We start from the raw sequence: 19002 nt of genomic DNA, 5'->3' as shown, positions 1-19002 counted from the left end.
AAATTAACCGCTAGCGTTAGCCAAGATGGAGGCGCGGATGCGGGACTTTGCGGATTATGATGGGCTCGGACTGGCTGAACTCGTTCGCAACCGGGACGTCACGCCTGGCGAGCTTCTTGAGGCCGCGATTGAGCGGATCGAGCGTCACAATCCCAAACTCAACGCCGTCGTTCACACCGCCTACGATGAGGCGCGCGCCATTGCGGCAGGCGCATTGCCGGACGGGCCATTCAAGGGCGTGCCGTTTCTGATCAAGGATCTCGGCGTCCGCGTTAAGAACTGGCCGCGCACCAGCGCCAGCCGGTTCGCGCAAGTTGCGGCTGACACCGAAGATAGTGAACTCACAAAACGCTACCGCGCGTCGGGCGTTGTGCTGGCGGGTAAAACCAACACGCCGGAGTTTGGCATTCCCGGCGTGACGACCTCGGCGTTGCTCGGCCCCTGCCGCAATCCCTGGAATCCGGATCACATTTCTGGTGGCTCCTCAGGCGGGGCCGCGTCCGCCGTCGCCGCGGGGATTGTGCCTTTGGCGCACGCCAGTGACGGCTTGGGCTCCATTCGCATTCCGGCGGCCTGCTGCGGTCTGGTTGGGCTTAAGGTTACGCGCGACCGCAATCCGAACGGTCAGCACGACACCGATCGAGCGATCGGATTTAGCGTCGATCACGTCGTCTCGCGCAGCGTGCGCGACAGCGCCGCGATGTTGGATGCGACCGGGTATCCAGAGCCGGCGAGCCCGTTCGCATATCCCGCCAAAGAGCGCCCGTATCTTGAAGAGGTCACGCGCGCGCCTGGCAAACTCAAGATCGCGTTTTCGAGCGAGACGCCGAGCGGCAAGCCGATTGATCCAGAAATCCGCGCAGCCTTGGAGCAAACCGCCGAGACTTTAGGCGGCTTAGGTCACGACGTGCACGAAGAAGGACTAGGCATCGACTATCGCCAGCTCTATCGCGCACAGGGCTTTGTCTCCGCCGCGAACTTCTCGGCGAGCATCAAACGGTGGATTGAAGTAAAAGGCCGCGAGCCGGGCGATGATGAACTCGAAGGCTTGGCGCGCCGTGGTTACGAGGCCGGCAAGAAGCTTACGGCGCAGGATGCTGGCTGGGGTTGGCAGCAATTGCGCATCATGAACCGGCAAATTCTGCAGAAGTTCGAGACCTGGGATGTTTGGCTGACGCCAGTACTCGGTACAAATGTGCCGCGCGTCGATTTCCTCGATACGTTGATGGATGATCTCAAAGAGTTCGATCGCCGTCAGGCGCAAACTTTCGGCTTCACGCCGCCGTTCAACATGACCGGCCAACCCTCGATGTCGCTACCGCTGCATCACAGCGCAAGCGGCTTGCCGATTGGTATGATGTTCACCGCGCGCTACGCCGATGAGGCGACGCTGTTCAGGCTCGCTGGGCAACTCGAGAAGGAAATGCCTTGGGGGCAACGTAAGCCGCCGATCTGGAATTGATGCCTTGTGACGCGGGGCACGCCAGCCAGGGTTCGTAAGTGCTGAAAGTCGGTCACGAGAGAGGTGCGACATGAATCCGAATAAGGCGCTCTGGGAAAAAGGCGACTTCACCCGTCTGGCTGCGACCATGCGTGAAAGCGGCGATGAGCTTATTGAAAGTCTCGGCGTCAAACCCGGGATGAAAGTGCTTGATCTAGGCTGTGGCGACGGCACCACGGCTTTGCCATCGGCGCGGCGCGGCGCTGACGTGCTTGGCGTCGATATCGCCGCCAATCTCGTCGCAGCGGGCAATGCGCGCGCCAAGGCGGCGGGGCTTTCCAATCTCCGCTTCCAAGAAGGCGACGCCTGCAACTTGGAAGGCATTTCCGACAAATCATTCGATCTGCTGGTTTCGATTTTCGGCGCGATGTTTGCGCCAAAGCCCTTCGATGTCGCCAAGGAAATGGTGCGCGTTACAAAGCCCGGTGGGCGCATCGTGATGGGCAATTGGATCCCCGGCGATCCGACGTTGGTGGCGCAGATTTTGAAGATCAGTGCTGCATACACGCCGCCGCCGCCGGAAGGCTTCGTCAGTCCCGTGACGTGGGGGCTAGACGCGAACGTCACGGAGCGGTTTGGCGCAGCGGGTGTTTTGCCCGAAGACATTAAATGCGAACGCCAGACCTACATATTCAATTTCGCCGGCCCGCCAAAGGCGTTCGTCAATGAGTTCCGCACCTTCTACGGACCGACGATGAATGCGTTTGAAGCCGCAGAGAAGAACGGCAAAGCCGATGATCTGTGCGCCGAACTTGAGGCGTTGTTTGAAGCGCAGAACAAGAGCGGTCGCACGGACGCCGCTAGTATTCCGGCGACGTTCCTTCGCGTTACCGTGTCGCGGCGCTAACGCAGCAGGCTCAGCGCGCTGTGTAGACTGTCGCTTCAAGCGGCAGTCTTGCCGACGCTGAGCCGAGCTGCCTTTCGAGCTCAGAGACCATAGCATCGACCATGTCGTCAGCCTTCACGATTTTGCTGGCTTGAATGTCCGCGATCATCGGATTGCCATAGATTGCGCCTTCGGCGAAGTGACGCCAGTCAGGCACAATCTGCTGCACGCGCACTATCTGGTGTGAGATGTCGGCAAAGCCGCCAACCTGAACCCAATCTTGTTCGAATGACCCACGCTGTTGGTTGCGATTAGCGCTTTGCCATCAGGTCGAGCTGCTTTTGCATCGCTTCCATCTGGCGGCGCAGTTCAGCGAGTTGCTCGTCCTTGTCTTCCTCGTCGGCCGCATTTGCCTTTGGCGGCGTCATGCCCGGCATTCCGGGCACGGAACCGGCGGCGAACGGCGCCCAGACCTTCATGGCCTGCTGAAACAGCGCCATGTTACGTTGCGTTTGCTCTTCGAACGCGGCCATCGGCGTTGCGGCGCCAAACGTGCGCGACATGTTCTCGCGCATCTGCTCTTGCGCCTTCGAGAAGCTTTCCATGCTCATCTCGAGATAGGGGGGAAGGAAGCCCTGCATCTGGTCGCCGTAGAAGCGAATGAGGCGGCGCAGGAACTGCACCGGCAACATGCTCTGACCTTTGCTCTCTTGTTCGAAGATGATCTGGGTCAACACTGAGCGGGTGATGTCTTCGCCACTCTTGGCGTCGAGCACGATAAAATCGGTGTTCGCGCGAACCATCTCGGAGAGGTCGTCGAGCGTGACGTACTTGCTCTCGCCGGTGTTGTAGAGGCGCCGGTTGGCGTACTTCTTGATGACGATCGGCTCGCCTTGTTGAGCCTCAGCGCCACCGGCTTGCCCCGCTGCCGGGCCACTTGAATCCGCCACGTGCGTGTCCCTCTTGGTTTGGCGGTCCGCGCACAAGCGCTAACGCCTTTGATTTTTGGCGCCCGCGAACGCGAGCTTTGGTTTGCAAGTTCTCGCTTCCTTCGCCGCAATGCAAGACAAAGACGCTGAATTCGCCTGCCGGAGGCGGTAGCGCGGCTTGGATTTCGCGCGCTGCATGTGCGATAGGAGGGACTAAGACTTCGTTTCTGTCCAATGCCTTCGCGCTCCAGGAGCCTGCAGCCCATGACCGACATCGTCATCGTTTCCGCCGCCCGCACAGCTGTTGGATCGTTCAACGGCGCTTTTGCTGCAGTGCCCGCGCACGAGCTTGGAAAGGTTGCCATTGGCGCAGCGCTGCAGCGCGCAAAAGTCGATCCTAAAGACGTGTCGGAAGTGGTGCTCGGGCAGGTGCTCACCGCCAATCAGGGCATGAATCCGGCGCGGCAAGCGTCGCGCGCGGCGGGGGTGGCGGATGAGAGCCCGGCTTGGTCGCTCAACCAAGTGTGTGGTTCAGGCCTGCGCGCTGTCGTGGTGGGCTACCAACAACTGAAGGCCGGCGACGCGACAGTCGTTGTTGCGGGCGGTCAGGAGAACATGTCGCTCTCGCCGCACGCCGCGCATCTTCGCGCAGGCCAGAAGATGGGCGATCTTTCATTCAGCGACACGATGATCAAGGACGGTCTGACCGACGTCTTCAATCATTATCACATGGGCATCACCGCCGAGAACGTTGCCGAGAAGTGGCAGATCACGCGCGAGCAACAAGATCAGTTCGCAACGTTCAGCCAACAGAAGGCGAGCGCGGCGCAGAAGGCCGGCAAGTTCAAGGAAGAGATCGTCGCCGTGACTGTCGCGGGCCGCAAAGGCGATACGATCATCGAGGCCGACGAGTACATCAAACACGACGCCAGCGTTGAAGGCGCCGCAAAGTTGCGTGCAGCCTTCAAGAAGGACGGCACGGTTACGGCAGCCAATGCGTCCGGTTTGAACGATGGCGCGGCGGCGCTTGTGCTTATGACGGCCGCGGAAGCCGCGAAGCGCGGTCTGACGCCGATGGCGCGCATAGCGTCGTGGGCGTCGCGCGGCGTGGACCCGACGATCATGGGCGTCGGCCCGATCCCGTCTTCGAAAGCGGCATTGGAAAAGGCAGGCTGGAAAGTCGGCGATCTCGATCTGGTTGAGGCCAACGAGGCCTTCGCCGCGCAAGCCTGCGCTGTGAATAAGGATATGGGCTGGGATCCGGACATCGTGAACGTCAATGGCGGCGCGATCGCGATCGGCCACCCAATCGGCGCCTCCGGCGCGCGCGTGCTGACAACACTGCTTCACGAGCTGCAACGCCGCGGCAAGAGCAAAGGCCTCGCCACACTCTGCATCGGCGGCGGCATGGGCATTGCGGTCTGCGTGGAGCGCTAGTGCGCCAGGGTGCGCAGGCCGAGCATTATCTGGACGAAATGGGGAGCGCCACTGCGAGCGCGGCGCCGGCGCTGATCACGCTGACGATCGCCAGCCGTTTCAGTTTATTGTGCGCGAGATGTGCGCTGGCGCTAGCGGCGAAGCGGCCCCCGGATTTGGGCAGATCGATATTCGCTGCAATCCGATCTTGGAACGCGTCGGGCTCACCGCTGCCTAGCACCCAAGCGAATGCAAATAGACCAGGGATATTCTGCAGCAGGTAACGCAACTATCCGCCGCTGGGCGCGGCGGCGACTGCATAGTGGTAATAATCCGATATTGGTTGGATCAAAGCGTTTGAGGTATTTCCGGAATATCCGGCGCAATAGGGATCGCACCTTTGTTGATCGAGTGTTGATCGAGTGCGACGATCATCGTTGGCGCCGAGAAATACGAGTGCAGTAGCAAGTCCAAGAGCCACGTCACGACCGTCATTGCCATGAATGCGTTGGCCTGCACGTTGAACAACGATCGCGGTTTGAAATTGGCGTTCCAGCCCAAGGCGGTGGAGGCGACAAGCAAACCGATAGTCACCAGCGCCGCTGCTATGGCCGAAAAAACCGCAACAAGAAACGCGTGGATCATCCCGACCACGATCAGAATCGCCAGAAGCGCCGCGCCCTTACCGATCGTGCGTTGCCCCACAATGGTGGCCCTGGGCACAAAGACGCCAACTAACATTGCCTCGCTCCCCCACTTGCAATGGAGGCCGAGAGGCGAGGCGCTCGCAGCTCAAGTGAAAGGCGAACGGCGCCGCCAGTAGCTGCGCCGTTCTCCCGAATTAGCCCCGCGCTGGCAGCACTTTGGGATTGCGCAGTATCGCTGCGGATATGAGCGCGATCAGGACGCCGACTGGGAAAATTTCGATAAACGTCATCGGCAGGCGATAGAGCGGGTTGGCGTAGGCAGCTTTGGCCTTGTCCATCTCCGCGATGAACGCGTCGAGTTCAGCGCCACTGACGCCCGCGTCTCGCTGCGCTTGGACCATCGCGGCGGTGTAGTTCTCCATGAACGGGTAGTGGCTCACCTGGAGAAAGGTTTCCCAGGCGGCGACGTACACCATGCCTGCAATCGCGGCGACGAGCAGGCCGACGCCGAATGCGGGGAAGAATTTGATCACGCCGCCGAGGCTTTTGTTCCGGTACTCGCGGATGGCCAAGAAGATCGTCGACAGCGCCAGGATCATGACGAGGTAGCCGAACCACACAGAGGAGGTGGCGTGTCCGTGGCCCTGACCCTCGGCGTAGAACATGCCTGTGATGATGACGGCGATGACGATCGCGCCGGAGATGGCGCCGTACCTGAGTGCGATTACGAACATGAAACGAGCTCCTTTGCTGCGTGATGGGCGCAGCTAGCCCGCGTTACGGCGGCAAATTCCATCACCCGAAAGGACCAAATCGTCCAGATCGGCCGTTTGGCGGGGCAAGTCAGGGGATAAGCGCCAGTTCGCGCGCCTTTTGCACGGCTTGGGTGCGGCGCTGCACTTCGAGCTTTTGATAAAGGCTGGCGATTTGCGTCTTCACCGTATTGGGCGAGACGCCGAGCTTGGACGCGATCTCCTTGTTGGATTTGCCGGCCGCCAGCAGCGCCAGCACCTCTTGCTCACGGGGCGTGATTCCAAGCGAAGCTATAGCTGCAGTGTTCTTTTCAAATGTCGCGGGGTTCGGCCGTCGCGCCAGCCGCATGCCAGCCCAGACGCCCAGTCCGGCGAAGGCGGCGGCGATGAGGCCAATATAGATTTCGCTCGGGAAGGCGCGGACGAGATAATTGTACTGGAGCCATTGCAGCAGGAAGGCGCCGGCGGCCAGGCCCAGGGCGTAGAGGATGACAACGCGCTTCATTCGCCACGGCTTGTAGCAAACCCGCTCCCCCCATCGAAAGCGGCCTCGCGCGTATGGACAGGGCCAACAAGTCGCGCAATGTGACCTCAGAGATTTCGCATCAGACGAAACTGGGAGGACTTCATGACGCGCGTGGCTTTTGTAACCGGTGGCACCCGAGGGATCGGCAAGGCCATTTCAGCGCGTCTCAAGGCGGACGGGATGAAGGTCGCCGCAGGCTATTCCGGCAACGACGCCGCTGCCGATGCCGCCGCCAAAGAACTCGGCATCATGGTCGTGAAGGGCAACGTCGGAAACTTCGACGATTGTGTGAAGGCGGCGAAGGCGGTCGAGGAACAACTCGGCCCGATCGATGTGCTGGTGAACAATGCCGGCATCACGCGTGACGGCTTCTTCCATAAGATGAGCCATGAGCAATGGTCTGAAGTGATCCGCGTGAACATGGATTCTTGCTTTAACATGACCCGTCAGGTCATCGAAGGGATGCGCACGCGTGGCTGGGGTCGCATCATCAACATAAGCTCGATCAACGGCCAAAAGGGTCAGGCTGGTCAGGTGAACTATTCTGCCGCGAAAGCCGGCATGATTGGGTTCACGAAAGCGCTCGCGCAGGAAGGCGCCAGCAAGGGTATCACCGTGAATTGCGTTTGCCCGGGCTACATCGATACCGACATGGTCGCTGCGGTTCCCGAAGACGTGCTGAAGAAAATCATCGCGACAATTCCCGTTGGCCGCCTCGGCAAAGCCGAAGAAATTGCCAGCACAGTGTCGTTCCTCGCGTCCGACGGATCGGGTTTCATGACCGGCTCGACGCTCACCATGAACGGTGCGCAATACATCACCTGATCTGGAACGATGACGCTTGTTCTGCGTTCTGTCTCCATTCCAAGGAGATAGAATTCATGGACAATGAACACGTCAAAGGCGCCGCTGACAAAGTCTCCGGCGCTGTGAAGGAAGGCGTCGGCAAAGCAACGGGCGATGCATCGCTCGAAGCCAAAGGCAAGATCGACACGGCGAAGGGCCAAGCCCGCGAAGCTCTTGGCGATGCCAAGGACGCGATGAAGAAGCCGAACTAAGTTTGGTCCATACCCATTGGCGGCCCGCGCGAAAGCGCGGGCTGTTTGCGTCACGGCTTGTGCACGTATTCGAGCTTCAGGCCGTCGGGATCAGCAAAGAACACCGCGTAGTAGGTCGGGCCGTATTTCGGATAGGCCGCCGGTGGATCGAGTATGGTCGCGCCGATGCTCAACAGATGCGCGTACATGGCGTCGACATCGGCGCGGCTTGAGGCGTTCCAGGCGATGTGGTGGAGGCCTGGGCTGTAGCGATCGTGCTCGCGTTCTGCATTCTCGCCACGCGAGCTTAAAATGCCGATCGAGCAAAACGCATCGCCGTCTTGGAGATCGAAATCATAGCCGTTGGGCGGTGCGTCATTGAGATCGGAAATGAAGCCCGACAAACGATAGCCCATGAAGCCCAGCACGCTTTCATAGAAGGGGCGCGAGGCGTCCGCATCTTTGACTGTGAGGTCGATGTGATGGATGGCGCCGCGCATTAGCGGTTTGCGCCGGGCGTCCAAAGCAGATCGGCTTTGCCTTCATCGTTGGCGTAGCGCGCCGCTACGAACAACAAGTCCGAAAGCCGGTTCGCGAACTTCACGGCTTCAGCTGAAATTGGCTCAGCGTCCGCGAGCGCGACAACGGCGCGTTCGGCGCGCCGTGCGATCGCGCGCGCTAGGTGCAGATGGGCCGCCGCTGGCGAACCGCCGGGCAAAATGAATGATGCCAGCGGCGAGAGTTTTTCGTTGAGCTTATCGATTTCCGCCTCAAGCCGCAGAACCTGGCTCTCCTGAATGCGGAGCGGCTCAAACTTCAGCTCCGGCGAGTCTGGCGTCGCGAGATCGGCGCCGAGGTCGAAGAGATCGTTTTGTAGTCGTTCCAAAATCGGATCGAGGATTGGGTCCGCAGTCGTGTGCAAGCGGGCGACACCGATGGCCGAATTGGCCTCGTCAACGGCTCCGTACGCCTCAACGCGGGCACTGGCCTTTGAAACTTGCTCGCCGGTAGCCAAACGCGTTTTGCCGCCGTCACCTGCCTTGGTGACGATCTTGTCGAGCCTAACCATGGCTCTGTTTCCACCACAGCGCGCCAACCAAGAGCAAGATCACCACGAACTGCGCCAGAACCCGGAAGCGCATGGCCTTGTTCGACCAGGAGCGGCTGAAATCGCCGCCGCGGAACAGCGTATAAATCCCGAACAGAAGCGTCAGGAACACGACCGCCAGGCCGATGGGGATGAGATAAGCAAACAGATCCATCCCCAAAGCCTACGCCCGCACCCGGGGTTCCGCCATGCGCCAAATCAAGCCTATATTGGCAGGGCATGTGGTCGGGGCCGGCGGACTGCTAGGCTTCCGAAATGATCGAATCACTTCCTCTTTTGCTGGCGCTGGCCGCTATTGGCGCGGCCGCCTTTTTTGCGTGGCGGGCGATGCAGGCCCAAGCCCTGGCCGGCGGCGCCGAGCTCATAAAGGCTGAGCGAGACCGCGCCCTGGCCGAGTTGAAAGTGCTCCGCGAGGAGAACACGCGGCTGACAGCCGAATTGGCGGCGGCGCTGGCCTCCAAGAGCGAGCGCTCAGAGTCGGAGGAGGCGCGCTTCTTGGCGTTGGCTTCAAAAGCGCTGGAGGCGTCACAGGCGACATTCATGTCGCTCGCCAACGAGACCTTTGAAAAACACAAGCAAGCCGCTCAGGGCGGGGTGAAGGAAGTGCTCGCGCCAGCGCAGGAGCAATTGACCAAGCTCGCCGCCACTGTCGACGCGCTCGATAAGGCGCGCATCCAGGATAAATCGGCAATGGGCGAACAGGTTCGCCAGATCGTCGACGCTGTCGGTTCAACCAACAAGACGACCCAAAACCTGCTCACGGCGCTGCGCGCCTCGCCCAAGATGCGTGGGCGCTGGGGTGAGCAGACGTTGCGCAACGTGCTCGAGCTTTCCGGCTTGTCGGCGCATGTCGATTTCAAGGAGCAATTCTCAACCACGGACGGCGAAGGTGCGCGTTTGCGGCCGGACGTGGTGATTAATCTGCCGGGCGGCCGCTGCATCGTTGTGGATTCGAAGGTGGCGCTCTCGGGTTATCTCGATGCCGTTGAAGCGACCGACGAGGCCGCGCGCGAACTGCACTTGAAGAAGCACTTGGCCGAACTCAAGGCCCACGTGAAAAATCTCTCATCCAAGGAATATCAAAAGCACGTGCCGGACACCGCTGAGTTCGTGGTGTTGTTTGTGCCGGGCGAGAATTTCCTGGCGGCCGCCGCGGAGCGCGATCCGAATCTCTTCGACGATGCGTTTGCGCAGAAGGTGATCCTCACAACGCCGACGACTATGGTCGCGCTCGCGAAGTCGATTGCTTATGGCTGGCGTCAGGAAGATAGCGCCAAGAACACGCAGAAGATCGCCGAACTCGGTCGCGAAATGCACGCGCGCATGGCGATCATGGTCGATAAGATGACCAAGGTCGGCGACAGCATCGAAAAATCGGTGAAGAGCTACAACGAGCTCGTGGGTTCGGTTGAAAGCCGCGTGTTGCCGCAAGCGCGCAAGTTCAAGGAACTCGGCGCCGGCGATGCCGGGATCGAGATTGCAGCGGCGCCGCAAATCGAGAGCGCCCCTCGTGCGCTTGCGCCGCCGGAGCAACTTGAGCTCATGCCGCCGCCGCAATCGGCAAAGCGCGCGCGTTAAACGCCACTCGTCGCGTTCTGGATGAAGCGAACCTTCCGTCGCGCTAAAGGCCCAGCAGAGGGAGACGCTCGATGAAACATCTATTTTTTGCCGCCGCGGCGGCGCTTGCGCTTGGCGCCTGCACGCCGCCTGCGCCGCAAGAAACCCCACCTCCGGCGCAAGTCGCGGTGTCGCCGGATGCGGCGAATATCGTAGCTGCCGTCGCCGATGCGCGGCGCCCCGCCACCGATGTTGAGCGCGATGCGGCGCGTCATCCGGCTGAGACGCTGGCCTTTGCTGGCATCGAGGAGGGTGACAAGGTCGGCGAGATTTTCCCAGGCGGTGGCTATTTTACGCGCTTGTTTGCTGTCGCCGTTGGTGAGCAGGGGCGGCTCTTTCCAACCATCCGCCCTGATGGCGTGGCTGGTGAGTACGAAACGCCGGTTCTTGAGGTGGCGGCGCAATATCCGAACGCGGTGATGGCGCGCACGCCCTACGACGCGCTGGCGTATCCTGAGCCGCTCGACGTCGTGTTCACGGCACAGAACTATCATGACATGCCGCTCGTTGCTTACAATCTCGGTGATCGCGCCCGGATGAACGCCACCGCATTCGCGGCACTGCGCCCCGGCGGCGTCTACGTGATCATCGACCACGCCGCCAACGCCGGCGCGGCGATCGAGACCGACGCGGAAACGGCGTTGCACCGCATCGATCCGGCTGTCGTACGTGCGGAAGTTGAAGCAGCGGGCTTTGTCTTTGACGGCGAAAGCGATGTGCTGCGTAATGGCGCCGATCCGCACACCGCTGGCGTGTTCGATCCGGCGATCCGCGGACACACCGATCAATTCATGATGCGCTTCCGCAAGCCGGAATAAGCGTCAACTCAATCGTCGTGGCGGGGGCGAGCGCGGTTGGCTTTAACGCTGCCGCGCTTTGCCTTGCCTTCGAGGCGCTTTAACTTCTGCGCCTTCGAGACCTTCGTCGCCTTGCGAGCTTTCGGCCTGTGCGTCGCTTGCCCAATGAGTGCAACGAGGCGCGCTTGCGCTTCGGCGCGGTTGCGATCTTGTGTGCGATGTTCGTCGGCGCGGATAACGATCTCGCCATCGAGCGTGAGGCGCCGTCCAGCCAACCGCTCCAGACGCGCACGCACGTCCTCTGGCATCTCAGTGAAGCCGTTCATGTTGAAGCGCAGTTCGACGGCGGTCGATACCTTGTTGACGTTCTGTCCGCCCGGCCCGGAGGCGCGGATGAAGCGTTCTTCAAGGTCGCGCTCGTCGAGTGCGAGGGAGGGCGTCACGGGAATCATGGCCGCCCAGTGTAACGCCAAGCGGTTTCCAATCGTTCACTTCACCGCGAAGCGGGAGACAAAGACGCCCAGACTGGGCTAAACCGCCCGCCAGATCTGGGAGAACGACATGCGGAAATTGCTGGCTGGACTTGGAGTTGCGCTCTTCATCGGCGCTTGCGCCGGTGGCGCTGTGCCTGGCCTGATGATGGCTGCGCCCGCGCTCCCAACCGCGACCTCGCCCCAAATCGTTGCCGCCGTCACGGATCCGCGCCGTCCCGAAGCGGACACCATCCGCGATGCCCTGCGTCATCCGGCTGAGATCCTGGCGTTCTCCGGCGTGCAGCCCGGTTGGCGCGTCGCCGATATCGGCCCGGGCGGTGGTTATTACTCGCGTCTGTTCGCTGTCGCCGCCGGTGACGCCGGCCGTGTTTACGCCGTTGATCGCCCGGGCACTGCGGAGCGTCCGCGCCCGATGGCGGCAGTGGCGCCGGCCTACACTAACATCACGCACCTCACCGCCGGCTATCAGGGCTGGACGATCGATGAGCCGCTCGATGCGATCTTCATTTCGCAAATCTATCACGACTTCTTCCTGCCTCAGCTCAACATCGACGTGCCGGCGCTGAACCGGCAGATGTTCGCGGCATTGAAGCCCGGCGGCGTCCTGGTGATCATCGATCACGCGGCGGTCGACGGCAGCCCGGTTGGCGTCACAGAATCTCTGCACCGCATCGATCGTGGACAAGTCATTCGCGAACTCACGGCTGCAGGTTTCGTGCTGCAAGAAGAAACCGATGTCCTGCGTAACCCTGCCGACAACCGCACGGAGCGTGTGTTCGAAAGCGACATTCGCGGCCACACCGACCAATTCGCGCTGCGTCTTGTGAAGCCGGCCAATTAAGGCGCATCTCTTGCTGCTTCCACACAATCCGAACGCGTTCACGCGCTCGCCGCTCGATCGCGCCAGTCTCAACCGCAAGGACGAGGCGTGGCTGAAGAAGGCGCTTGCGGACGATCAGGCGCTCCTGCTGCCGTTCAACAAGGGACGGCCATATCTCTATGAAAGCGGCGGCAAGCTCTTTCTGCGTTGGCTCGCGACACACGTCTACGAGTTGTACGCGGACAAGAATTTGCCGCTGATCTTTTTGGGCATTGATAAGAACGGCGATCCGAACTTCGCTTGTGAAATCGGCGATCCCGCTGAGCTTGGTGATCTCGGCTTTTTCGAAGAACTGCGTCCAGCAGCGCCGCGCCTGGAATATGACAAACTCCCCATCGTCGGCACGGCGCGCGCCTTGTTCGAATGGCATGGCCGCAATCGCTTCTGCGCCAATTGCGGCACGCCATCGCGTGTCGTTGAAGGTGGCTGGGTGCGCAAATGCGACGCCTGCGCCGCCGAACATTATCCGCGCGTCGACCCTGTGTGCATCATGGTGCCGACATTCGGCGACAAGTGCTTCCTTGGCCGTCAGAAGCCCTGGCCTCGCGGCATGCACTCAGCGCTCGCGGGCTTTATCGAGCCTGGCGAAGCGATCGAAGAGGCGGTGGCGCGCGAAACCTTGGAAGAGGCCGGTCTCAAGGTGAAGGAAGTGGAGATGCACTCCACGCAGCCTTGGCCGTTCCCGCACTCGTTGATGATCGGCGTCCTGTGCGAGGTCGAAGACGATAAGGAAACCGTCGACACCACCGAACTCGAAAGCGGGCGCTGGTTCACCCGCGAGGAGGCGAAGCTGCTGATCGCGGCCAAGCATCCAGAGTGTTGGGCGCCGCCGTCATTCGCGATTGCGCACCAACTCCTCAAAACGTGGTCTGAACGCTAGCAATGCTCGCAGTCGTCGCGCTGCGCGCGTTCGACTTGTAGCGTCACGTGCGAAATTCCGAACGTGTGTGTGATGCCGTCGGATACTTGGGCGAGGAACGCATCGTCGCTTCCCTCCGGACGCACGAGATGAGCCGTCAGCGCAGGTTTCGTGGCCCCCATCGCCCAGACGTGAAGATCGTGGACGGCGGTGACCCCTGGTTGCGCCGCGAGATAGGCGCGCACCTTTGCGACATCGATGTGAGCCGGTGCGGCGTCGAGCGACAGATCGAGCGATTCTCGCAACAAACCCCACGTGCCCCATAAGATCAACAGCACCACCGCAACGGAAATCGCCGGATCGATCCAATTGAGGTCCGTGAAATAGATCAGCGCGCCAGCTACGATGACGGCGGCCGAAACCCCCGCGTCGGCGAGCATGTGCATGTACGCCCCGCGCACGTTCACATCCTCTTTGCGCCCGGCCATAAACAGCATCGCCGTCGCGCCGTTGATGATGACACCGGCCGCAGCGACGGCCATGATGAAAAGCGGTTGCGTCGGTTCGGGCGCGAAAAGCCGCGTCGAAGCTTCCCAGAGCAACCCGCCGCACGCGACCATGAGTACGAGCGCGTTCGCCAAGGCCGCGAGCACGGTGGCTTTGGAGTAGCCGTAGGTTCTTTGCTCTCCCGATCGCTGCTTCGCGAGCCACGCTGCGCCGCCCGCCAGTGCGAGCCCAAGCACATCTGAGAGGTTGTGCGTTGCATCGGAAAGCAGCGCCGTGGAATTCGCGACGACCCCCGCCGTCGCCTCGATCAGGACAAAGCCCAAATTCAGCGCAATTGCGATGGTATAACGTTTTCCGGAGGGCGCCGGGTGGTGATGAGCGTGATCGTGGCTGTGATCGTGCGCGTGTCCGTGGTGCCCGTGCATGCTCGCCATTTGGCGCGGAATCGCTCGAGCAGCAAGGCGGCATTGACACCGCCGCTGCCTGCATTCTCATGATGCCTGAGGGGATAAGATAACATCATGCATTCACGACGAACATTGTTGGCGATTGGCGCCGCCGGCATGGCGTCTTCGTGCGCGACGGCGCGCGGCCTCGGCGGCGGGTTGATGCGCGATCTGCGGATTGCACCTGGAACGGGTCCCGTGCGTCTGGCGCCTGTGATGGCGTCGCCCGAGCGGGTGATCCGGATCGATGTTGGTTTGCGTCCATTTCGGCCGAGCGGTTTTCGCGTCGAGCGCGAGGCGCTAGGGGACAAAGTGCTCGTGCATAATTACGGGCACGGCGGCGGCGGCATAACTCTGTCTTGGGGTACGGCCAAGCTTGCGGTGGATCTCGGCTACGACGCCTCGAAGCCGGATGTCGCCGTGCTGGGATGCGGAGCTGTGGGGTTGGCGACCGCGCGCTTGTTGCAAGAGCGCGGCGCGCGCGTGCGCATTTATGCGAAGGATTTGCCGCCCAACACCACGTCGAACGTCGCTGGCGCGCAATGGTGGCCGGCTTCGGTGTTCCGTTCTGACCACGTGACGCCCGCGTTTCTTGAGCAGCACTTTGCCGCCGCCAGCTTTGCGTTCCGCCGTTACCAGTCCCTCGTCGGCGACAATTACGGCGTTGCGTGGGAGACGAACTACAATCTCTCCAACACGCCAATCACCGATTACCCCGCAGGCGAAGATGAACTCATGCATCGCCTAGTGGTGAACCAGCGTGATTTGGCTTTCGATGAGCACAACTTCCCGCGTCCGTTCGTGCGGCAGTTCGATACGATGATGATCGAAACGCCGCTCTACCTGCGACGCATGGAGCTTGATGTGCGGCAGGCTGGCGGGGAGATCGTCGTTCGCGAATTTGCCGACGTCGCGCAGGTGCGCGCATTGCCGGAGCAAACTGTCTTCAACTGCACCGGCCTCGGCGCCGGGCGCTTGTTCGGAGACACCGAGCTTGAGCCGGTGCGTGGACAGCTGGCGATCCTGCTTCCGCAGCCTGAAGTGAATTACAACACGATCGGGAATGACGGGTACATGTTCGGGCGGCGCGACGGCATCGTGCTTGGTGGGACCTTCGAGCATGGTGAGTGGTCGCTTGAGCCTGACCCAGAGCGCATCGCCCGCATCATTGCGCGTCACAAGGCGGTCTTTGATGCGATGCGACCCTAGAGCAGCATAAAAAGCACGCGTCGGCCTTCAGCAGCTGCAATGGGCTCGACGAGTCCAGCGCCAGTCTTCTGCATCACCCGTACACCCCAACGCTGCGCCACCCAGTTGGCGTGCTCGCATTCCATGGCCGCTGGCTGCCGGTCGAGAGAAAGGTGTTCATATTGAATGGCGCATTGGCGCGAAGCGCATGCGCTCATGCGGCGCCGTCTGCTCGATGCGCGTGATTTGTGGTTGGGCTTCTTCGCTGCGCATCGTTGCGACAGCGGAGCCGCCAAGCATCACCAGCGAGAAGGCTGTGGCGATTGCGGAGGCGGCCAGCTTCATCATGTCTCCCCAACGCAAAGATGCGCACCGCGTTCTTGAGTTAGGGATGAATGTGAAAATCAGATCTCGGTGTTCGAGTGATACCGGTCGCCCAGAAAGCTGCGCGCAGCAGGGGGATGGCGGCGATTTGCGCGCCGCTTGTGCGCTTTGAGAAAAATCTCCTGGCGCGGGACGGAACTGAATTTCGCCTTCCCGGTTATTGTCGCGTAGGCGCAGCTGATGCCGCGACCTGCATTCTTATCCCGACCAGTTTGGCTGGCAAAAAAGTGGGGCGCGTCATGGTGGGCGTGGCTTTTGTGTTCGTCCGTGAGGACGCGAGCGACCTAGAAGCGCTGGCAGAGGCCTTTGATGAGGCCGGCTATCAAATTAGCGGAAACGCGAGCAGCGCAGCGCTGTGCGTTATTGTTTGGTCGCGCGCCGCGGCGCGTTCAGAAGCGTTCCAGGAAGCTGCCGAGCGGGCGCTGGAACGCGGCGGCGCGGTCGTTGCCAGCTTGGCGGCTTTGCCGCGCGGCGAAGATGTCGCGCGCGCCCCCGCCGTAGATCTCTCAGCTTGGGATGGAATTGGCGCAATCGGTCTTGAGAGACTGTTCGAGGTTGCGGCCGACGTGACCGCGCCAGCGCGTCCGCGCGTGATCGCGCTGCCTTCACGGCCAATCCACGATGACGCCGAGTTCGCTGATGCTCCGCTTCAGATGTTGGCGCTGCCGGCGCCAGCAGGGCCGCTGAAACCCGTTCAAGATGAAGTCATTCAGACCAAGTTTGGCGCGCCTTCGCCGCGCCGTGACTTTCGCAGGCTACGCCGCACGTGTGATAAACGCGCACACGCGGCTTTGGTATTCGCCGTGGTGACGCTGACGGCTGGATCGCTTTTGATCACGGCGGCGCAAAGCTTCACAACCGCGCCTCAGCCTAAGGTTCATGTTGTCGATACGGGCGGCGTAAGCCTTACCCACGCCTCGGTTGAAGCGATCGGCTTGGAAGATGCGGCGCCCATTGACCAGGAGCGCCTCTTTGAGCCGCCAGTGCAGGTCGGGCATGCCGGTTTCGAGCCGCCGTCAGCGCGTGCCGTGCGTCAGGCCAGCTACCAGCCATAAGAGAAGGGCGCTGAGATTGCTCTCAGCGCCCAGTTATTCCTGTCCAACCAGATCAGCGCGCTATTGGCACGCCAAGCATTCTTCGTAATCGGTCTTTTCAGCTGGCATCGTCGGCGCTTCGATTGCGCCTTCGGCTTTGCCTTCGTCGCCGGCAAAGCCCGCGCGCTGCACTGACTTCGAGCGGCAGTAGTAGAGGCTCTTCACGCCGCGCTCCCACGCCATCCAGTGAAGCATGTGGAGATCCCACTTATCGACATCACCCGGGATGAAGATGTTCAGCGACTGCGCTTGGCAGATCAGCGGCGTGCGATCGGCGGCGAGTTCCACGATCCAGCGTTGATCGATTTCGAATGCTGTCTTGAAGATGTTCTTTTCGTCCTCGCTCAAGCAATCGAGATGCTGGACCGAGCCTTCGTTCTTCAGGATCGAGGACCAGACAGCTTCCGTGTTCTTTCCCTTCTCTTCGAGCAATTGCTCAAGATAGGGGTTCTTCACCGCGAATGATCCCGAGAGCGTCTTGTGGGTGTAGATGTTTGCCGGGATCGGTTCGATGCCGGCCGAGGTGCCGCCGCAAATGATCGAGATCGACGCCGTCGGTGCAATCGCGAGCTTGTGCGAGAAGCGCGCCATGACGTTGTTCTCGGCCGCATCCGGGCAAGCGCCGCGTTCTTGAGCGAGCTTCACCGAAGATGCGTCTGCGCCGCGGCGGATGTGACGGAAGATCTTGTTGTTCCAGACCTTCGCCATTGCCGATTCCATCGACACGCCTTGGCGCTGCAGGAAGGAGTGGAAGCCCATGAGGCCCAAGCCGACCGAGCGTTCGCGCATAGCAGCATAGACCGCGCGTTCCATTTCCGGGGGCGCCCGCTCGATGAAGTCTTGCAGCACGTTGTCCAGGAAACGGAAGATATCTTCCATGAAGCCTTCTTCCTTCTCCCACTCCAAGAACGTCTCCGCGTTCAGGGATGAGAGGCAGCAGACGGCGGTGCGCTCGCGGCCGTTATGATCCATGCCGGTGTGCAGCATGATTTCCGAGCACAAGTTCGATTGGCGAACCTTGAGGCCCAGCTTCTTCTGGTGCGCCGGCATCGATTTGTTCACGGTGTCCGAGAAGACGATGTAGGGCTCGCCCGTTTGCAGGCGCAGTTCGAGGATCTTCTGCCAGAGCTTGCGCGCATTCACGTGCTTCAGTGGCTCTTGGTTCTTTGGTGAGCGCAGCGCGAACGGAAGATCGTCACGCACAGCGATCATGAATTCGTCGGTGAGGTTGAGCCCGTGGTGCAGGTTCAAGCTCTTGCGGTTGAAGTCGCCAGCCGGCTTCCGGATTTCGAGGAATTCCTCGATTTCTGGGTGGTGGATGTCCAAGTAAACCGCAGCTGAACCGCGGCGCAGCGAACCTTGGCTGATTGCGAGCGTCAGCGAGTCCATCACGCGAATGAACGGAATGATGCCGGACGTCTGACCGTTCTGACCGACCTTTTCGCCGATGGAACGAACGCCGCCCCAATAAGTGCCGATGCCGCCGCCGTTGGAGGCGAGCCACACGTTCTCGTTCCAGGTGTCCATGATGCCGTCGAGTGAGTCACCGACAGCATTCAAGAAGCACGAGATCGGCAGGCCGCGCTCGGCGCCGCCGTTCGAGAGCACCGGCGTCGCCGGCATGAACCAGAGCTTCGAGATGTAATCGTAGATGCGTTGCGCGTGGCCGATGTCATCGGCGAACGCCGTTGCAACGCGCGCGAACATGTCCTGATAGGACTCGCCGGGAAGCAGATAGCGATCGGTGAGCGTCGTCTTGCCGAACTCCGTCAGTAGCGCATCGCGGCTCGGATCCGTAACGACCTTCTCGACGACCTTGAGCGGGCGCAGGGGTTTGGGTTTGCCGCGATGGATCTCGCCCATGCGGTGAACCCCCGCTTTTTCCGCCCGTGCCTGCATGTTCGCGCCCCCGAATTTAGGTCTGTGTTAACTCGACTCGGCTCTGGCCCAAACCACATAACCTTGTGGGGTGACGCCGAACCGTACCTATATGT

Annotated in this window: 23 protein-coding genes; 11 read left to right on the top strand and 12 right to left on the bottom strand. The window is 61.2% G+C overall.

Going from position 1 to position 19002, the window contains the following annotated elements:
* Window positions 1-37: 37 nt before the first annotated feature.
* Together ATE48_RS04425 and ATE48_RS04420 are read left to right on the top strand one after the other, a co-directional pair.
* On the top strand, window positions 38-1462 hold the full coding sequence (locus tag ATE48_RS04425) for an amidase (RefSeq protein ID WP_066768192.1): 1425 nt from the start codon (window positions 38-40) through the stop codon (window positions 1460-1462).
* Between the two features lie 70 nt (window positions 1463-1532).
* A complete protein-coding gene (locus ATE48_RS04420; RefSeq protein ID WP_066768190.1) occupies window positions 1533-2348 on the top strand; it encodes a class I SAM-dependent methyltransferase in 816 nt (271 codons plus the stop codon).
* A 10-nt stretch (window positions 2349-2358) separates the two neighbouring features.
* Here ATE48_RS04420 and ATE48_RS04415 read toward each other — a convergent pair whose 3' ends face one another.
* Both ATE48_RS04415 and phaR read right to left on the bottom strand, forming a co-directional pair.
* Entirely contained in the window at window positions 2359-2556 is a 198-nt protein-coding gene (locus ATE48_RS04415) for a hypothetical protein (RefSeq protein ID WP_228126784.1), read from the bottom strand.
* 82 nt (window positions 2557-2638) lie between these two features.
* Entirely contained in the window at window positions 2639-3277 is a 639-nt protein-coding gene (phaR, locus tag ATE48_RS04410) for a polyhydroxyalkanoate synthesis repressor PhaR (RefSeq protein ID WP_066768186.1), read from the bottom strand.
* Window positions 3278-3520: 243 nt separating this feature from the next.
* On the opposite strand from phaR, the gene ATE48_RS04405 reads away from it, so the two are divergent.
* Entirely contained in the window at window positions 3521-4693 is a 1173-nt protein-coding gene (locus tag ATE48_RS04405; RefSeq protein WP_066768184.1) for an acetyl-CoA C-acetyltransferase, read from the top strand.
* Window positions 4694-5020: 327 nt separating this feature from the next.
* Here ATE48_RS04405 and ATE48_RS04395 read toward each other — a convergent pair whose 3' ends face one another.
* From ATE48_RS04395 to ATE48_RS04385, 3 genes are all read right to left on the bottom strand, one after another.
* Window positions 5021-5413 (bottom strand): hypothetical protein, encoded by a 393-nt coding sequence (locus tag ATE48_RS04395; protein ID WP_066768179.1) that lies wholly within the window; start codon window positions 5411-5413, stop codon window positions 5021-5023.
* A 100-nt stretch (window positions 5414-5513) separates the two neighbouring features.
* Window positions 5514-6053, bottom strand: a complete 540-nt coding sequence (locus tag ATE48_RS04390; protein WP_066768177.1) for a DUF4199 domain-containing protein — start codon at window positions 6051-6053, stop codon at window positions 5514-5516.
* 109 nt (window positions 6054-6162) lie between these two features.
* Complete coding sequence (locus ATE48_RS04385; RefSeq protein WP_066768172.1) at window positions 6163-6576, bottom strand: helix-turn-helix transcriptional regulator; 414 nt, start codon at window positions 6574-6576, stop codon at window positions 6163-6165.
* Between the two features lie 123 nt (window positions 6577-6699).
* Between ATE48_RS04385 and phbB the strand changes: the two genes are divergently transcribed.
* Window positions 6700-7422 carry an acetoacetyl-CoA reductase gene (phbB, locus tag ATE48_RS04380; RefSeq protein WP_066768170.1) on the top strand — a complete coding sequence of 241 codons (723 nt, stop codon included), beginning with the start codon at window positions 6700-6702 and terminating at the stop codon, window positions 7420-7422.
* 56 nt (window positions 7423-7478) lie between these two features.
* Entirely contained in the window at window positions 7479-7655 is a 177-nt protein-coding gene (locus ATE48_RS04375; protein ID WP_066768167.1) for a CsbD family protein, read from the top strand.
* Between the two features lie 50 nt (window positions 7656-7705).
* Here ATE48_RS04375 and ATE48_RS04370 read toward each other — a convergent pair whose 3' ends face one another.
* Genes ATE48_RS04370 through ATE48_RS04360 form a run of 3 tightly spaced genes read right to left on the bottom strand, consistent with a single transcriptional unit; the run spans window position 7706 to window position 8896 of the window.
* Entirely contained in the window at window positions 7706-8134 is a 429-nt protein-coding gene (locus ATE48_RS04370) for a VOC family protein (protein ID WP_066768165.1), read from the bottom strand.
* Window positions 8134-8703, bottom strand: coding sequence for a cob(I)yrinic acid a,c-diamide adenosyltransferase (locus ATE48_RS04365; RefSeq protein ID WP_066768164.1), 570 nt, complete (start codon window positions 8701-8703; stop codon window positions 8134-8136). Before ATE48_RS04365 ends, ATE48_RS04370 begins: the two co-directional genes overlap by 1 nt.
* Window positions 8696-8896 (bottom strand): twin transmembrane helix small protein, encoded by a 201-nt coding sequence (locus tag ATE48_RS04360; protein WP_066768162.1) that lies wholly within the window; start codon window positions 8894-8896, stop codon window positions 8696-8698. The genes ATE48_RS04365 and ATE48_RS04360 overlap by 8 nt, the downstream gene beginning before the upstream one ends.
* A gap of 101 nt (window positions 8897-8997) precedes the next feature.
* Between ATE48_RS04360 and ATE48_RS04355 the strand changes: the two genes are divergently transcribed.
* Together ATE48_RS04355 and ATE48_RS04350 are read left to right on the top strand one after the other, a co-directional pair.
* Window positions 8998-10320: a DNA recombination protein RmuC gene (locus tag ATE48_RS04355; RefSeq protein ID WP_066768160.1), complete on the top strand. Its 1323-nt coding sequence runs from the start codon at window positions 8998-9000 to the stop codon at window positions 10318-10320.
* 71 nt (window positions 10321-10391) lie between these two features.
* Entirely contained in the window at window positions 10392-11177 is a 786-nt protein-coding gene (locus ATE48_RS04350; RefSeq protein WP_066768158.1) for a class I SAM-dependent methyltransferase, read from the top strand.
* An 8-nt stretch (window positions 11178-11185) separates the two neighbouring features.
* Here ATE48_RS04350 and arfB read toward each other — a convergent pair whose 3' ends face one another.
* Window positions 11186-11608 (bottom strand): alternative ribosome rescue aminoacyl-tRNA hydrolase ArfB, encoded by a 423-nt coding sequence (arfB, locus tag ATE48_RS04345; RefSeq protein WP_066768156.1) that lies wholly within the window; start codon window positions 11606-11608, stop codon window positions 11186-11188.
* 109 nt (window positions 11609-11717) lie between these two features.
* Here arfB and ATE48_RS04340 point away from each other — a divergent pair, with 109 nt between their 5' ends.
* Window positions 11718-12491, top strand: coding sequence for a class I SAM-dependent methyltransferase (locus ATE48_RS04340; protein ID WP_066768154.1), 774 nt, complete (start codon window positions 11718-11720; stop codon window positions 12489-12491).
* 10 nt (window positions 12492-12501) lie between these two features.
* Complete coding sequence (gene nudC, locus ATE48_RS04335; RefSeq protein WP_066768153.1) at window positions 12502-13410, top strand: NAD(+) diphosphatase; 909 nt, start codon at window positions 12502-12504, stop codon at window positions 13408-13410.
* On the opposite strand, the gene ATE48_RS04330 is transcribed toward nudC, so the two are convergent.
* Window positions 13407-14321: a cation diffusion facilitator family transporter gene (locus tag ATE48_RS04330; protein WP_228126783.1), complete on the bottom strand. Its 915-nt coding sequence runs from the start codon at window positions 14319-14321 to the stop codon at window positions 13407-13409. The genes nudC and ATE48_RS04330 overlap by 4 nt on opposite strands.
* 96 nt (window positions 14322-14417) lie before the next feature.
* Here ATE48_RS04330 and ATE48_RS04325 point away from each other — a divergent pair, with 96 nt between their 5' ends.
* Entirely contained in the window at window positions 14418-15551 is a 1134-nt protein-coding gene (locus ATE48_RS04325; protein ID WP_066768150.1) for an FAD-dependent oxidoreductase, read from the top strand.
* 156 nt (window positions 15552-15707) lie between these two features.
* Here the strand turns inward: ATE48_RS04325 and ATE48_RS19650 are convergent, their stop codons facing one another.
* Complete coding sequence (locus ATE48_RS19650) at window positions 15708-15878, bottom strand: hypothetical protein (protein ID WP_156767593.1); 171 nt, start codon at window positions 15876-15878, stop codon at window positions 15708-15710.
* A 275-nt stretch (window positions 15879-16153) separates the two neighbouring features.
* On the opposite strand from ATE48_RS19650, the gene ATE48_RS04320 reads away from it, so the two are divergent.
* Window positions 16154-16969 (top strand): hypothetical protein, encoded by an 816-nt coding sequence (locus ATE48_RS04320; protein ID WP_156767592.1) that lies wholly within the window; start codon window positions 16154-16156, stop codon window positions 16967-16969.
* A gap of 60 nt (window positions 16970-17029) precedes the next feature.
* On the opposite strand, the gene ATE48_RS04315 is transcribed toward ATE48_RS04320, so the two are convergent.
* The gene (locus ATE48_RS04315) at window positions 17030-18871 is read right to left on the bottom strand and encodes a ribonucleoside-diphosphate reductase subunit alpha (protein ID WP_156767876.1); all 1842 of its coding nucleotides are present in this window, start codon (window positions 18869-18871) and stop codon (window positions 17030-17032) included.
* Window positions 18872-19002 lie beyond the last annotated feature (131 nt).

Source organism: Candidatus Viadribacter manganicus (genome assembly GCF_001679665.1).
In the GTDB taxonomy this organism is placed as follows: domain Bacteria; phylum Pseudomonadota; class Alphaproteobacteria; order Caulobacterales; family Aquidulcibacteraceae; genus Vitreimonas; species Vitreimonas manganica.
This window is presented reverse-complemented; position numbering and strand designations above follow the sequence as displayed.

What these genes read in the sequence shown, in the direction of transcription:
- ATE48_RS04375 (WP_066768167.1), top strand. Translation starts at nt 7,479, where the DNA reads ATGGACAATGAACACGTCAAAGGCGCCGCTGACAAAGTCTCCGGCGCT.
- ATE48_RS19650 (WP_156767593.1), bottom strand. Translation starts at nt 15,878, where the DNA reads ATGATGAAGCTGGCCGCCTCCGCAATCGCCACAGCCTTCTCGCTGGTG.
- ATE48_RS04355 (WP_066768160.1), top strand. Translation starts at nt 8,998, where the DNA reads ATGATCGAATCACTTCCTCTTTTGCTGGCGCTGGCCGCTATTGGCGCG.
- ATE48_RS04425 (WP_066768192.1), top strand. Translation starts at nt 38, where the DNA reads ATGCGGGACTTTGCGGATTATGATGGGCTCGGACTGGCTGAACTCGTT.
- ATE48_RS04405 (WP_066768184.1), top strand. Translation starts at nt 3,521, where the DNA reads ATGACCGACATCGTCATCGTTTCCGCCGCCCGCACAGCTGTTGGATCG.
- ATE48_RS04365 (WP_066768164.1), bottom strand. Translation starts at nt 8,703, where the DNA reads ATGGTTAGGCTCGACAAGATCGTCACCAAGGCAGGTGACGGCGGCAAA.
- ATE48_RS04350 (WP_066768158.1), top strand. Translation starts at nt 10,392, where the DNA reads ATGAAACATCTATTTTTTGCCGCCGCGGCGGCGCTTGCGCTTGGCGCC.
- ATE48_RS04395 (WP_066768179.1), bottom strand. Translation starts at nt 5,413, where the DNA reads ATGTTAGTTGGCGTCTTTGTGCCCAGGGCCACCATTGTGGGGCAACGC.
- ATE48_RS04320 (WP_156767592.1), top strand. Translation starts at nt 16,154, where the DNA reads ATGGTGGGCGTGGCTTTTGTGTTCGTCCGTGAGGACGCGAGCGACCTA.
- ATE48_RS04315 (WP_156767876.1), bottom strand. Translation starts at nt 18,871, where the DNA reads ATGGGCGAGATCCATCGCGGCAAACCCAAACCCCTGCGCCCGCTCAAG.
- ATE48_RS04330 (WP_228126783.1), bottom strand. Translation starts at nt 14,321, where the DNA reads ATGCACGGGCACCACGGACACGCGCACGATCACAGCCACGATCACGCT.
- arfB (WP_066768156.1), bottom strand. Translation starts at nt 11,608, where the DNA reads ATGATTCCCGTGACGCCCTCCCTCGCACTCGACGAGCGCGACCTTGAA.
- ATE48_RS04385 (WP_066768172.1), bottom strand. Translation starts at nt 6,576, where the DNA reads ATGAAGCGCGTTGTCATCCTCTACGCCCTGGGCCTGGCCGCCGGCGCC.
- ATE48_RS04370 (WP_066768165.1), bottom strand. Translation starts at nt 8,134, where the DNA reads ATGCGCGGCGCCATCCATCACATCGACCTCACAGTCAAAGATGCGGAC.
- phbB (WP_066768170.1), top strand. Translation starts at nt 6,700, where the DNA reads ATGACGCGCGTGGCTTTTGTAACCGGTGGCACCCGAGGGATCGGCAAG.
- ATE48_RS04360 (WP_066768162.1), bottom strand. Translation starts at nt 8,896, where the DNA reads ATGGATCTGTTTGCTTATCTCATCCCCATCGGCCTGGCGGTCGTGTTC.
- ATE48_RS04390 (WP_066768177.1), bottom strand. Translation starts at nt 6,053, where the DNA reads ATGTTCGTAATCGCACTCAGGTACGGCGCCATCTCCGGCGCGATCGTC.
- ATE48_RS04325 (WP_066768150.1), top strand. Translation starts at nt 14,418, where the DNA reads ATGCATTCACGACGAACATTGTTGGCGATTGGCGCCGCCGGCATGGCG.
- ATE48_RS04420 (WP_066768190.1), top strand. Translation starts at nt 1,533, where the DNA reads ATGAATCCGAATAAGGCGCTCTGGGAAAAAGGCGACTTCACCCGTCTG.
- ATE48_RS04340 (WP_066768154.1), top strand. Translation starts at nt 11,718, where the DNA reads ATGCGGAAATTGCTGGCTGGACTTGGAGTTGCGCTCTTCATCGGCGCT.